This window comes from Microbacterium sp. UBA7513 (genome assembly GCF_002478345.1).
GTDB lineage: Bacteria > Actinomycetota > Actinomycetes > Actinomycetales > Microbacteriaceae > Microbacterium.
This window is the reverse complement of sequence record NZ_DLNJ01000010.1, coordinates 47,765-61,279: the sequence shown is the minus strand read 5'-3', so window position 1 is coordinate 61,279 and position 13,515 is coordinate 47,765. Positions and strand designations below refer to the sequence as shown.

At 70.2% G+C, this 13,515-nt stretch carries 13 protein-coding genes; 2 read left to right on the top strand and 11 right to left on the bottom strand.

The window, feature by feature from the left end:
- Positions 1-12 precede the first annotated feature (12 nt).
- The 10 genes from B2W79_RS05385 to B2W79_RS05340 all read right to left on the bottom strand — a co-directional run bounded on the left by B2W79_RS05385 (position 13) and on the right by B2W79_RS05340 (position 9,939).
- Positions 13-930: an ABC transporter substrate-binding protein gene (locus tag B2W79_RS05385; RefSeq protein ID WP_292787693.1), complete on the bottom strand. Its 918-nt coding sequence runs from the start codon at positions 928-930 to the stop codon at positions 13-15.
- 35 nt (positions 931-965) lie between these two features.
- Positions 966-1,685, bottom strand: a complete 720-nt coding sequence (locus tag B2W79_RS05380; RefSeq protein WP_071328089.1) for an ABC transporter permease — start codon at positions 1,683-1,685, stop codon at positions 966-968.
- Entirely contained in the window at positions 1,682-2,374 is a 693-nt protein-coding gene (locus B2W79_RS05375; protein ID WP_071327981.1) for an ABC transporter permease, read from the bottom strand. The genes B2W79_RS05380 and B2W79_RS05375 overlap by 4 nt, the downstream gene beginning before the upstream one ends.
- Positions 2,371-3,231 carry an ABC transporter ATP-binding protein gene (locus B2W79_RS05370; protein ID WP_292787690.1) on the bottom strand — a complete coding sequence of 287 codons (861 nt, stop codon included), beginning with the start codon at positions 3,229-3,231 and terminating at the stop codon, positions 2,371-2,373. Before B2W79_RS05370 ends, B2W79_RS05375 begins: the two co-directional genes overlap by 4 nt.
- 52 nt (positions 3,232-3,283) lie before the next feature.
- Positions 3,284-3,586: a DUF427 domain-containing protein gene (locus B2W79_RS05365; protein ID WP_136051454.1), complete on the bottom strand. Its 303-nt coding sequence runs from the start codon at positions 3,584-3,586 to the stop codon at positions 3,284-3,286.
- Positions 3,587-3,721: 135 nt separating this feature from the next.
- Positions 3,722-5,158, bottom strand: a complete 1,437-nt coding sequence (locus tag B2W79_RS05360; protein ID WP_292787688.1) for a dihydrolipoyl dehydrogenase family protein — start codon at positions 5,156-5,158, stop codon at positions 3,722-3,724.
- Between the two features lie 274 nt (positions 5,159-5,432).
- Positions 5,433-6,011 (bottom strand): biotin transporter BioY, encoded by a 579-nt coding sequence (locus B2W79_RS05355; protein ID WP_292787686.1) that lies wholly within the window; start codon positions 6,009-6,011, stop codon positions 5,433-5,435.
- Positions 6,012-6,086: 75 nt separating this feature from the next.
- Positions 6,087-7,475 carry an MFS transporter gene (locus B2W79_RS05350; RefSeq protein ID WP_292787684.1) on the bottom strand — a complete coding sequence of 463 codons (1,389 nt, stop codon included), beginning with the start codon at positions 7,473-7,475 and terminating at the stop codon, positions 6,087-6,089.
- Positions 7,476-7,543: 68 nt separating this feature from the next.
- Positions 7,544-8,647, bottom strand: a complete 1,104-nt coding sequence (locus B2W79_RS05345; RefSeq protein ID WP_292787682.1) for a lactonase family protein — start codon at positions 8,645-8,647, stop codon at positions 7,544-7,546.
- Between the two features lie 5 nt (positions 8,648-8,652).
- Positions 8,653-9,939, bottom strand: a complete 1,287-nt coding sequence (locus B2W79_RS05340; RefSeq protein ID WP_071327988.1) for an adenylosuccinate synthase — start codon at positions 9,937-9,939, stop codon at positions 8,653-8,655.
- A gap of 214 nt (positions 9,940-10,153) precedes the next feature.
- On the opposite strand from B2W79_RS05340, the gene B2W79_RS05335 reads away from it, so the two are divergent.
- On the top strand, positions 10,154-10,837 hold the full coding sequence (locus tag B2W79_RS05335) for a Pr6Pr family membrane protein (RefSeq protein WP_292787680.1): 684 nt from the start codon (positions 10,154-10,156) through the stop codon (positions 10,835-10,837).
- Positions 10,838-10,916: 79 nt separating this feature from the next.
- Here B2W79_RS05335 and B2W79_RS05330 read toward each other — a convergent pair whose 3' ends face one another.
- Complete coding sequence (locus B2W79_RS05330; RefSeq protein ID WP_085604283.1) at positions 10,917-12,278, bottom strand: NAD(P)-binding domain-containing protein; 1,362 nt, start codon at positions 12,276-12,278, stop codon at positions 10,917-10,919.
- Positions 12,279-12,492: 214 nt separating this feature from the next.
- Here B2W79_RS05330 and B2W79_RS05325 point away from each other — a divergent pair, with 214 nt between their 5' ends.
- On the top strand, positions 12,493-13,425 hold the full coding sequence (locus B2W79_RS05325; protein ID WP_292787676.1) for a DMT family transporter: 933 nt from the start codon (positions 12,493-12,495) through the stop codon (positions 13,423-13,425).
- Positions 13,426-13,515: the final 90 nt, after the last annotated feature.

Here is a 13,515-nt window from a genome sequence, read left to right as displayed (position 1 = left end):
CGGGGAGACGACTCAGATGAGGTCGTTGTCCGTGAGCCACTGCTTCGCGATGTCCTCTGCCGACTTCTGGTCGACCGTGCTCTGCACGTTGAGGGCGACGAGCTCTTCGGCGGTCAGCTTGGCGCTGATGCCGTTGATCACGTCGGCGATCTCGTCGGCCACGTCGCTGGACGCGATGGGGACGACGTTGGAGGCGAGGATGATGTTCTCCGGGTCTTCCAGCGCCACGATGTCCTCGGTCTGGAATGCCGGGTCGGCGGAGTAGATGTCCGCCACCTGGATCTCGCCGGCGAGCAGCGACTCCAGCGTCGTGGGACCGGTGGCCGAGAACGCCAGGTCGACGCCGTAGACCTCCTTGGCCGCAGCAGGGCCGTACGGACGCTGCTCGAACTCGGGCGCCGCGCCGATCGTGACCGGGGTGGTGACGTTTGCGAGGTCGGCGATCGAGGTGAGGTCGTTCTCCTCGGCGAAACTCTTGAGCACCGTGTAGGTGTCCTGGTCGGATGCCTCCGCGTAGTCGAGCGCGGTGAGGCCGTCCGGGAGCGCGTCCTTCAGGGCGGCGTAGACGTCGTCCGGGCTGGTGGCCGTCGCATCCTTGTCCAGGTACTCGAGCAGGTTGCCCGTGTACTCCGGGAACAGGTCGATCGCCCCGGACTCGACGTCCGGCATGTAGGCGTCGCGCTGGCCGATGCTGAACTTCTCCTCGACGTCGAACCCGGCGGCGGTGAGTGCCTGGGAGTAGATCTCGGCGATGATCTCGTTGGAGTAGTACGCCTGGGAGCCGATGACGATGGTCTCGCTGCCGCCCGAGCCGGACTCCTCGGTCGGGGTGTCGAGGGGATTGCTACTGGAGCATCCGGCCAGCACGAGCGCGGCGGTGAGAGCGACGCCGCCGGCAAGGGCGAAACGAGATGTGCGTGCGGTGAACATGGGACTTCCTCTTCTCTGGGGGACGATGCTGTGGGTCAGGCGGTCGCGACCGCGCGAGCGGTCGACCGAGTTCGGCGTCTTTGCGGACGCGTGCGCACGCCGCGGGGCACTGCGGCGTGCTGAGCGAGAGCGAGCAGGAGGTCGACGAGGAGCGCCAGCACCGCGACGAGGATCGCGCCGCCGAGCACCTGATCGAAGCGGCGGAGGGGGAGACCTTGGATGATCGGCCATCCCAAGCCGCCCAGGTTCACGTAGGCCGCGATGGTGACGGTGGCGATGACCTGCAGCAGCGCCGAGCGGAGCCCGCCGATGAGCAGCGAGAGACCGAGCGGCACCTCGACCTTCCAGAACACCTGCCACTCTGTCATTCCCATGGCTCGGGCGGCATCGAGGACTCGGCGGTCGATCGCCTCCAGCCCGGTGTAGGCGCCTGCGAGGAGCGAGGGGATCGCCAGGAGGACGAACGTGATGACGGCGGCGACCGGTGTGCGGAGCACCCCGAGCAGCAGCACCAGGAGGATGAGGAGACCGAACGACGGGATGGCGCGTGCGGCACCGGAAATCGCTACGGCGACCTCGCGTCCGCGGCCTGTGTGCCCGATCAGCCACCCGAGCGGGACGGCGATGACCGCCGCGATCGCGACCGAGATCACCGTGTAGAAGATGTGCTGACCGAACAGCACCGGCAGCGCGTACGGGCCTGTCCAGCGGTCGGGTGAGAAAAGCCAGATGAAGGCATCGGTGAAAAGATTCATGCGGCCGAGCCCATCGCCGCCGTCCGGCTCACGGCGGCCTTGGTCGCCGTCTTCGTCGCCGTGCGCGTCCACGGCATCAGCGCGCGCCCGGCCAGCACGAGAAGAAGATCGACGATCAGAGCGATCACGACGACGGCGACGACGCCCGCGAACACCTCCTCGATGATGCGGCGCTGGAGGCCGTCGGTGAAGAGATAGCCGAGGTTTCGCACGCCGATCAGCACACCGACCGTCGCCAGCGAGATCGTGCTGACCGCGGTGACACGGAGCCCGGCGAGGATGACCGGTCCGGCGAGCGGGAACTCCACTGCCCAGAACCGTCGGAAGGCGGCGAAGCCCGTCGCGGTCGCGGCCTGTCGCACGTCGTCGTCGACCGAGTCCAGGCCGTCGGCGACGGCCCGGACGAGGATCGCGATCGCATAGATCGTGAGGGCGACGATGAGGTTCGGTTCGTTGATCGCGGAGTAGCCGAGCACCGCGGGAAGGAGGATCAGCAGCGCGAGCGACGGGATCGTGTAGAGCAGACCGGTCAGCGCGATGATCGGTCCCCGCACCAGCCGATAGCGCCATGCCACCCAGCCGAGAGGAAGAGAGAGGACGAACCCGAGCACGATCGGGATGACGCTCTGGCGCAGGTGAGCTGCGGTCAGATCGAGGATCAGCCCGAGGTTGTCGCCGACCCAGTTCACGGGGCCGCCTTCAGCGCGTCGGCTCCGTCGACCACGCCCTCCGGCGCATCGACGATCGCTCCCTGCGTGCGGCCCTCCGAGTCGACGACCACGGTCCCGCGCGGGGTCTGCTTGAGGTGCAGCGCCCGGCGGCCGCGGTCGGCTCCGATGAACGAGGAGACGAAGTCGTCGGCCGGGTTCTCGATGATCTCGCTCGGACTGCCCACCTGCACGATCCGGGCGCCCTTGTCGAGGATGACGACCTGGTCGCCGAGGAGGAAGGCCTCGTCGATGTCGTGCGTGACGAACACGACCGTCTTGTCGAGCTCGTGCTGCAGTCGCAGGGTCTCCTGCTGGAGGTCGGCGCGGACGATGGGGTCGACCGCGCCGAACGGCTCGTCCATGAGGAGGATGTTCGGATCGGCGGCGAGCCCGCGGGCCACCCCGACGCGCTGCTGCTGGCCGCCGGACAACTGGCTCGGGTACCGCTCGGCCAGCGCCTGGTCGAGGCCGACCGTCGTGAGCAGCTCACGGGCCCGCTCATGCGCCTCCTTGCGCTTCACCCCGTTCAGCCGCAGCACGGTGGCCACGTTGTCGATCACGGTGAAGTGCGGCATGAGCCCGGAGTTCTGCATGACGTAGCCGATGCGCCGGCGCAGCGCGACCGGGTCGCCAGACAGCACGCTCTCCCCGTCGATCTCGACCTCCCCCGACGTCGGCTCCACCATGCGGTTGATCATCCGCAGCAGGGTGGTCTTGCCGCAGCCGGACGAGCCGACGAACACGGTGGTCTTGCGGGAGGGCAGCACGAGGCTGAAGTCGTCGACGGCGAGCGTCCCGTCGGGGAAGCGTTTCGTGACGTTACGGAACTCGATCATGAGGGTGTCTCTCCGACGGTCGTGCGGACGTGCGGTCGTTCGTCGTGGCGGACTAGGCCGAGACCTCGACGCCCGGGGCGAAGGCGACGTAGCCGGAGAAGTCCTTGCCGACCCGGTCGAACGCCGACGGGTACGGGTGCGGGTACGACCACGCGAGATCCTTGTGCAGCTCTCCGTCGACCTGGACGGAGTAGTACTGGCACTCGCCCTTCCACGGACACGTGTACGGGGTGGGACTCTCGACGAGCGCGTCCGGCGCGACGGCTGCCGGCGGGAAGTACCAATTCCCCTCGATGCGGATGAGGTCGTCCTGGTCGGCCTCGGCGATGACGTTTCCTGCGAGTACAGCCTTCATGGTCCTGCCTCCTCGGATGTGGGTACGAGCGTATAAGACGGGTGCGACATCCGGCACCGGGTTGCGCGCGGGGTCGTCAATCTGGGACACAATGCGCGTTCTGTTCGTCACGCGTCTGGAATCGGATTGCCCGGATCAGGCGGAGTCGCGGCCGTAGCCCTCCAGGAGCCGCAGCCAGATCTCGCTGATCGTGGGGTAGGAGGGGACGGCGTGCCAGAGTCGGGCGATCGGGACCTCGCCGACGATCGCGATGGTCGCGGCCTGCACGAGCTCGGCGACCTCGGGACCGACGAACGTCGCACCGATCACGACGTCCCGGTCGGTGTCGACGACCAGGCGCGCCTGCCCGGCGAAGCCGTCCTCATAGAGGCTCGCGCCCGCCACCCACCCGAGGTCGTAGTCGACGACCTGGACCGCGGTGCCGGCCTCGCGGGCAGCGGCCTCGGTGAGTCCGACGGACCCGACCTCCGGGATCGAGAAGGTGACCTGGGGCACCGCGGCGTGGTCGGCCGTGGCGACGTGACGGCCCCAGGGCGCGTCGTCCACCGCGTCGCCCTGCGCCCGCGCGACGATGACGTCGCCCGCGGCACGCGCCTGGTACTTGCCCTGGTGGGTCAGCAGCACGCGGCCGTTGACGTCGCCGACGGCGTAGAGCCAGTCGTGCCCGGGGACGCGGAGGGTGTCGTCCGTCGCGATCCAGCGACCCGGCTCGAGTCCGACCGCGTCGAGCCCGATGTCGGCGCTGCGAGGAGAGCGTCCGGTCGCGACGAGCACCTCCGCCGCGGTCACCGTCTCCCCGTTGTCGAGGGTGATGGTCACCCGGTCCCCGTCGCGGTGCACCGCCGTCGTGCCGGTGTCGGTGCGGACGTCGACGCCGAGCTCACGTAGGCCGTCGGCCACGCGCTCTCCGGCGAAGGGCTCCATTCCGCCCAGCAGCCCGCTGCGGGCGAGCAGTGTCACCGACGAGCCGAGCGCCGCGTACGCGGTGGCCATCTCGACCGCGACCACGCCGCCGCCGATGACCGCGAGACTGTCGGGCAGCTCCTCGGCGCTGGTCGCCTCGCGGCTTGTCCAGGGCGACGCCTCCCGCAGGCCCTCGATCGGCGGGATGATCGCATCCGAACCGGTGCTGATGGCGACCGCGTGACGCGCGCGCAGCACCCGGGTGCCGCCGTCCTGGTCGGTCACCGTGACCTCGCGCTCCCCGGTCAGCCGGCCGTGACCCCGGGCGAGGTCGATGTGAGCGGATTCCAGCCACTTCACCTGTCCGTCGTCGGACCAGTTGCTCGTGAAGGAGTCTCGACGCTCGAACACCGCGCGCACGTCGAGCGAGCCGGTCACGGCCTGCGCAGCGCCGGAGACGTGCTGCGCGGCACGGAGCGCCTGGGCCGACCGGAGCAGCGCCTTCGAAGGCATGCACGCCCAGTACGAACACTCCCCGCCGACGAGCTCGCTCTCCACGATGATCGCGGTGAGACCGCCCTGCACGGCACGGTCCGCCACGTTCTCCCCGACCGGACCACCGCCCAGCACGATGAGGTCGTATTCGTCGGTCTTCTCGGCAGCAGTCATGCTCGCCCCTCTCGTGGCCGCGGCGGTCCGTGGCCCAGTCTCGCTCATGAGGAACGTCGAGTCACGGGTGAGTTGTTCCCGTCCGCCGATATGCCCGTCCTTCCCGACGTCGGGTTTCGGTTTCGGATCCGGGTCCGGATCCGTCGTTCCGGATGCACGACCTGGGGACGGCCGCACGAGAGGGACGAGACGATCCGCCGGCAGACGTGCCGCGGTCGTGCATCTGGAACATGGACGACCGGAGTCGACGGGACGGGCAGGGGCGGTCCGAGGGTCAGGCGACGACGGACGGGACGGGACGACGGTCGGCGAAGGCCCGGGGGTAGGCGCGACGGAGGGCCACGACGATGAGGGTGGCCACGGTCACCTTGATGAGGTCGCCCGGGAGGAAGGCCAGGGTCGAGAGCGCCGTGAGGTCGAGCGGCACGCCGGTGACGAGAGCCTGGACGGGGATGCCGAAGGCGTAGACGACGAGCACACCGCCGACGAAGGCCGCGAGCGCGGCACGCCACCAGGTCGGGCGACCGGTGCGCATCAGGAGTCCGATGACGACGACGCCCACGATCCAGCCGAGCAGGTACCCGGCCGTGGGGCCGACGAAGACCCCGAGACCTCCGCGTCCGCCCGCGAGGACGGGAAGGCCGACCGCCGCGAGCACGAGGACAAGGGCGACCGACCACGGCGCGGCCCGCGGGCCGAGGACGAGACCGGCCAGCATGACGGCGAGCGTCTGTCCGGTGATGGGCACCCCGCCGGGCAGCGGGACGACGACCGTGCCGAGCACGATGATGAGCGCGGCGAAGACAGCGATGCGGCCGAGGGTCGCGGAGGTGTCGCGGGGGGTGGATGCCATCGGGTGTTCCTTCCTGAACGGTGTTCACCTGAACACCGTTCACCAGGGTAGGGGCGCCCGTGCATCCCGCGCAAATCACTCCGCAGCGGGCTCCATGCTCCTCGTCCGCGGGGCGAGGACGGCCGCCGCCGCACCGATCACCGCGGCGAGCGCGAAGACTCCCGCGAACGCATCCACCCCGGCTACGGCCCCGAGCGTGACGAAGAGCGAGCCCGTGACGGCGAGGGCGAGCGCGCTCCCGAAGGAGTCGGCCACGGTCATGGCCCCGCTGTTGAAGCCCTGTTCCGCCGGGGAGGACATCGCGAGGACGAGCGCACTGGATCGCGGGCTCATCAACCCCATGCCCGCACCCGCGACGACCCAGGCGAGGGCGGCGAGCAGCGGGGTGGCCTGCGTGACCGTGATCACCAGGATCAGGGCGATCCCGATGACCACGAGGACCGTCCCCACCCGCACCGCGGTCACGCTCGACAGGCGCTCGCCCATCCGCCCCTGGACGGTCGCCGCCGCCGACCAGGCGAGCGCACCCCCGGTCAGCGCGAGCCCGGCGAGGGTCGGCGACAGCAGGTACCGATCGGTGAGCAGGTACGGCAGGTAGATCTGCGCCCCGAAGAACGCCGCCGCCCCCAGACCGCGCACCAGGATCACCGACGGCAGGCCCCGGCGGGCGACGAGCGCGCCCCGGGGAACGAGTGGGCGTACCGCCGAGATCGCGACCACCACCGCGGCCGCCGACAGGAACGGACCGGCGACCGGGACCTCTCCGACGAGGTCGAGGGCGAGCACGGCGGAGGCGGCGAGCACCGACCACCCCAGCCGCCCGAGAGCCCACGGCGTGGCGGCGTCTCCGCTGCGCGCGAGGCCGCGCAGGGCCGGGACGACCATCAGCAGCGCGAGCACGACGAGCACCACGACCCCGAGGAACACCCAGTGCCAGCTCCACACCTCCGTGACCGCACCCGCGATCGTCGGACCGATCAGCGAGGGGACGACCCACGCGGCGGCGAACCCCGCGAAGATCGCCGGATGCAGGGACGTCGGGTACACCCGGGCGACCACGACGTAGAGAGCCACCATGAGTCCGCCGTTGCCGAGCCCCTGCGCGAAACGGCCCGCGACGAGGACCTCCATGGTCGGCGCGAGCCCCGCGACGAGCAGCCCCACGGTGAACAGGGCGACGGAGGCGTACAGCGGCACCACGGGACCCCGCCGATCGGACCAGTTGCCGGCGACCACCATGCCGATCACGCTCGTCGCGAGCGGTCCGGCGAAGGCGAGCGCGTACAACCGCTCGCCGTCGAGGTCGGCGCTGACCGCCGGCATCACCGTGGTGACCGCCAGCGATTCGAAGGCGCCGAGGAACACGAGGGCGCACGCGCCGATCGTGATCCAGACGTACTCGCCGCCGAGGATGCGGGACGGGGCGGGCGTGGACGGCGCGGTGCGCCCGGTCTCGGTCGTCATGAGGACGACGCTAGAACCTCAAGAATGGTTGAGGTCAAGTCCCGGATGGACGCGGGTCCGGCAGGGAGTCAGCGCAGCGGGAGGATGCTTGTCGGCGCGGGAGCCTGCGCCTCGTGCCGGACTCCGAGCGGCGCTCCCGTCCGCTCATCGAGGTCGAGCAGCGTGACGGTGTCGGAGCGCTGACCGGCGACGAGGAGCTTGCCCTGGTAGACGAGGTGGTGTCGCGGCCAGTCGACTCCGGAGTCGGCGAGCGCGACCGGTTCCAGAGCCTCGCCGCTGCCGCGCACCCGCAGCGCCGCGATGGTGTTGCTGCCACGGAGGGCGGTGTAGAGGAACTGACCGTCCTTGGAGCGGGTGAGCTCGGCGGGGAAGTCCGCGCCGACCTGCGCGATGGGGCTGGCCGGAGCCGAGGAGACGACGCCCCAGGTGCCGTCGGCGGCGGCGGCGAGCGTGAAAACCTCGCAGGAGTACTCGGTCACGACATGCAGGTGCCCACTCGGATGCACGACCATGTGGCGCGGACCGGTGCCGCGCGGAAGCACGACCTCCTGGTCGAGGACGAGCCCGGGGCCCTGCAGGCGCCAGAACCGGACGAGATCGAAGCCGAGGTCGGTCGTCGCCACACGGCCGTCCGGCAGGAAGGCGGCGGCGTGCGCGTGAGATGCGCGGCCCGCGTCGCCGTACGGGTCGACCGCGGCGATGCCGTCCCCGGCGGGCGTGGCCGGGGCCGCCTCCGGATCACCGTCGCCGAACAGGGCGGCACGCAGGGCCGCGGCCGCATCCTCCTTCGCCGGCACGAGACGACCATCGGCGGTGAGTGCGAACCGGACGACCCGTCCGTCGCCGTAGCAACTGGCGACGAGCGTCCGGCCGTTCGGCGACACCGCGAGATGACAGACGCCGTCCCCCGTCGCCACCGGATCGCCGAGCGGCGTCAGCGCCAGCTCCCCGGTGCGCGCGAACGCCTGCACGGCGGCATCGCCCTCCAACGCCGCGTACACGACATCGAGGGACGGATGCGCCGCGAGCCACGACGGCGACGGCGTCTGCGTCACGGGTCCGCGGTAGGCGAGCGTCGCGGCCTCACGGCCCTCGTCGCCTGCCAGCACGCCGATCCCCTCGGCGGAGCCCTCCATCGCCGGGCCGTAGCCCCCGAGCCAGAACCGCGTCATGCCGGTCAGTCGAGCAGGTCGTGGCGCACGATCACCTGATCGCGCTCCGGACCGACGCCGATCACCGAGATGCGGGTGTTGCTCATCTCCTCCAGCGCGAGCACGTAGTCCTGCGCCGTCTGCGGAAGGTCCTCGAAGGTGCGCGCGGTCGAGATGTCCTCGCTCCAGCCCGGGAAGTACTCCAGGATCGGCTTCGCGTGGTGGAAGTCGGTCTGGTTCACCGGCACCTCGTCGAACCGCTCCCCGTCCACGTCGTAGGCGACGCACACCGGGATCTGCTCCAGGCCCGTGAGGATGTCGAGCTTGGTGAGCACGAGGTCGGTGATGCCGTTGATGCGCGTGGCGTACCGGGTGATGGGAGCGTCGTACCAGCCCACGCGGCGGGGACGCCCGGTCGTGGTGCCGAACTCGAAGCCCTGCTTGCGCAGCCAGTCGCCCTGCTCGTCGAACAGCTCGGTCGGGAACGGACCGGAGCCGACGCGGGTCGTGTAGGCCTTGACGATGCCGACGATGCGGTCGAGGGCGCCGGGGCCGACCCCGGAGCCGGTCGAGGCGCCGCCGGCCGTGGCCGAGGACGAGGTGACGAACGGGTAGGTACCGTGGTCGATGTCGAGCATCGTGGCCTGACCGCCCTCGAACACGACGACCTCGCCACGGCTCAGGGCCTGGTCGATGAGGTAGCCGGTGTCGGCGACCATCGGACGCAGACGCTCGGCGTAGGAGAGCAGGTCGTCGACGATCTCGTCGCAGGTGACGGCGCGGCGGTTGAAGACCTTCACCAGGAGGTGGTTCTTCTGGTCGAGGGCGCCCTCGACCTTCTGGCGCAGGATGTTCTCGTCGAAGAGGTCCTGCACGCGGATGCCGACCCGGTTGATCTTGTCCGCGTAGGCCGGACCGATGCCGCGGCCCGTGGTGCCGATGTTGCGCTTGCCGAGGAAGCGCTCGGTGACCTTGTCGAGCGTGCGGTGGTACTGGGTGATGATGTGCGCGTTCGCGCTGACCTTGAGCCGCGAGACGTCGATGCCGCGGGCGGACAGGGCCTCCAGCTCGGAGAAGAGCACCTCGAGGTCGATGACCACGCCGTTGCCGATGACCGGGTTCACGCCGGGCGACAGGATGCCGGAGGGCAGCAGGTGCAGGGCGTACTTCTCGTCGCCCACGACGACGGTGTGCCCGGCGTTGTTGCCGCCGTTGAACTTCACCACCCAGTCGGTGCGCTCACCGAGCAGATCGGTGGCCTTGCCCTTTCCTTCGTCGCCCCACTGCACGCCGACGATAACGATTCCTGGCATGGGTAACCCCTTGGCTTTCGCCGGGTTTGCACCGGCCGATGAGCTGGCCCTCTTCGGGCGCTCCCATCCTATCGGCAGGCCTCGGACAGCCCCCGGGAAGCTCGATACGGGACGGAATATGCTCCTGATCCGGCTGTCGGAAGCACGGTTTTAATCCCGCATCGTGCCGGGAGGGCGCGGTTCCCATCCCGCTACAGTGTCGACGGAGGTGGCGATGACGCGGTGGTGGCCCTACATCCGACTCGCGGCGGCGGCGCTCGCGGTGGCGGCGATCGTGGCGCAGCTCGTGCGCACGCTGGAGATCGCCCTCGCCGCGGACACCGCGTGGGGCGCGCACCTGCCCACCGTGTTCGCAAACTTCTTCAGCTTCTTCACGATCCTCTCCAACGTGCTGGCCGCGGTGGTGCTGGCCGTCGGCGGGATCTGGGCGCTGACGCACCGCGACGCGAGAGTCGAGCCGACGTGGCTGGCGACACTCCTCGTGTGCGCGAGCACCTACATGATCGTCACGGGCGTCGTCTACAACACGCTGCTCCGCGGGATCGCGCTGCCGCAGGGAGCCACGGTCGCCTGGTCGAACGAGGTGCTGCACGTCGTCATCCCGCTCGTCCTGCTCGCCGACGTGCTGTTCGCGCCGCGTCGTCGCGCACTCAGCTGGGGCACTGGGGGGATCGCCGCGATCTTCCCCATCGTGTGGGTGATCTACACGCTGCTCCGCGCGAACCTCGTGACCGCACCCGCGACCGGCAACCCCTGGTGGTACCCCTACCCCTTCCTCGATCCCGCGCTGAACGGCGGCTACGGCGGCGTCGCGCTCTGGGTCCTCCTCATCGCCGCGATCATCCTCGCCGCTGCCGCGCTCGTCGTGGGGATCGGGCGGCGTCGGGCCCGGCTGTGACCCACCCCTTCCCGTGCGCCCCACCCCCTTGCGAACGTGCGAAAAGGGGTGGGACGGCCGGAAGGGGGTGGGTCGGCGATCAGACGAGGAGCGCGTCGGCCTCGAGGTAGCGCTCGAGGGAGTCGTCGAGCTCGTCCAGCCACGGGGTGTGGTGTGCGGCGGCGAGCGTCCCGGTCATGACCGAGGGGTACACGCGGTCGCGGTAGCCCATGATGTCGGCCTTCTTGTCGTGTTTCCAGGCGAGGAAGATCTCCACGACGCGATCGAGGTCGAACGCCGGATAGTCGGTGCACTCCAGCAGGTCGCGGATGTAGTCGGCCTGGAAGCGGATCTCCGTCGCCGCCGAGTCGATCTCCGCGAACCGCTTCCGCCACGCGGCGATGGACGCGGCGCGCTCGCCCTCGTCGGGCAGGGCGATCCGGCCGAGGATGACGTCGCGCACGAACCACGCCTGCGCGTCGAACATGTTGAACGTGAACCACTGGTCCTGCGCGCCGAGGTAGGCCAGGCGTGGATTGCCCTGCCAGAGCACGCCCCGGTACAGCCCGTCGGGGTAGACGTTGTTCGGCGAGGACAGGGCGAGCTCCGCGGGCAGGAACGGGTACTTGTGCAGGTAGCCGGTGCAGAGGATGACCGCGTCGACCTCCTTCGAGGTGCCGTCGGCGAAGTGCACGGTGCGGCCCTCGAAGCGCTCGACGCACGGACGCTCCTCGAAGCCCTCTGGCCAGTCGTAGCCCATCGGCGCGGTCCGGTAGCTCGCGGTGACCGAGCGGGCGCCCATCTTGAAGGCCTGGCTGCCGATGTCCTCCGCCGAGTAGCTCGACCCGATCACGAGCACGTCCCGCCCGGCGAGGGCCTCCGCGCCCCGGAAGTCGTGCGCGTGGGCGACGGATCCGGGGAAGGTCTCGATGCCGTCGAAGTGCGGCACGTTCGGGAAGGAGAAGTGCCCGCTGGCCACGACCACGCGGTCGAACTCCTCCGTGGTCGTGCGCCCGGTCGGCAGGTGCTCGCTGGTGAGACGGAACACCTCACGGTCCTCGTCGAACTCCACCCAGCGCACCGCGGTCTCGAAGCGGATGAGGTCGCGCACCTGCGTCTTCGCGAGACGCCCGGCGATGTAGTCCCACAGCACCGGACGCGGCGGGTACGACGAGATCGGCCGTCCGAAGTGCTCGTCGAAGGTGTAGTCGGCGAACTCCAGGGCCTCCTTCGGGCCGTTCGACCACAGGTTGCGGTACATGCTGGAGTGCACGGGCTCGCCGTACTCGTCCAGCCCGGTGCGCCAGGTGTAGTTCCACTGGCCGCCCCAGTCGGCCTGCTTCTCGAAGCAGACCAGTTCGGGGATCTCCGCCCCCGCACGGGCCGCGGACTCGAAGGCCCGCAGCTGCGCCATCCCCGAGGGGCCGGCGCCGATGATCGCTACTCGTTCACTGTTCGTCACGTATCGTCCTCAAACTCTTCCGTCATGTATCGGGCGCAGCCGTATCCGGGAGAGGAGGACAGTTCTTCCCCGGTGGGAGCGGAACGCTCGACCCGCCCGGACAGTGGCTGCTCTTCGACGTTAGCAGTGCCCCGCGGCGACGCTGGCGGGAATGCGACGACGGCTGTCGCTTCCGCGCATCGCTGATGTCGGCGGCCGGTGACAGGATCGGACGGTGCGACAGGACATCAGGGCATCGGAGCGGCTCGACCCGCAGGGCTCGCCGGCGCGATCGCGCGGCGCCCTGGTCCTGCTCGCGGCAGCGGTGACGGTGGTGCTCTGGGCCTCGGCCTTCATCGGGATCCGGGGCGCGGGGCCGCACTACGACCCCGGGGCATTGGCGCTGCTGCGCATGGCCGTGGGCACCCTCGTGCTGACGATCATCGCGCTGCGGCACGGCATCCGGCTCCCGGAGCGCCGCCACTGGCTGCTGATCGCCGCGTGGGGTGTCGGATGGTTCTGCGTCTACAACCTGGCCCTCAACAGCGCCGAACGGACCCTCGACGCCGGGACCGCCGCGATGGTCGTCAACCTGGCGCCGCTCATGGTCGTCGTCTTCAGCGGTCTCTTCCTCCGGGAGGGATTCCCCCGCCCCCTCGTGATCGGCGCCCCCATCGCCTTCCTCGGGGTGGTCCTCATCGGCATGAACTCCACCAGCAGCACCGGCCCCGACCTCACGGGCCTCCTGCTGGCCCTTCTCGCCGCGGTCATGTACGCGGGGTGCACCCTGCTGCAGAAACACCTGCTCACCTCGGGGGTCGACGCCACCACGCTGACCTGGCTCGGGGCGGCCGCCGGCACGATCGCCCTGCTTCCCTGGCTCGGCGCGTTGATCGCCGACGTGCAGACGGCGCCCCTCGACGCGACGCTGTGGGTGGTCTACCTCGGCATCTTCCCCACCGCCATCGCCTTCACCACCTGGGCGTACGTGCTGCAGCGCAGCACCGCGGGGAAGACCTCCGCGACGACATACGTGGTCCCGGCCCTCGCGATCGTCCTGTCGTGGCTGATCCTCGGGGAGGTGTCCACCCCGCTCATGTTCGTGGGTGGCGCGCTGTGCCTGCTCGGGGTGCTCATCACGCGCATGCGCGGGCGGCGCTCGCGCTGAGCGCGCCGCCCGCGCGGGTCGAGGTCGGTCCGCGCGGATGCGATTACGCTGGTCGGCGGAGGGGCGCGCCGTGCGGGCCCGCGTGTGACC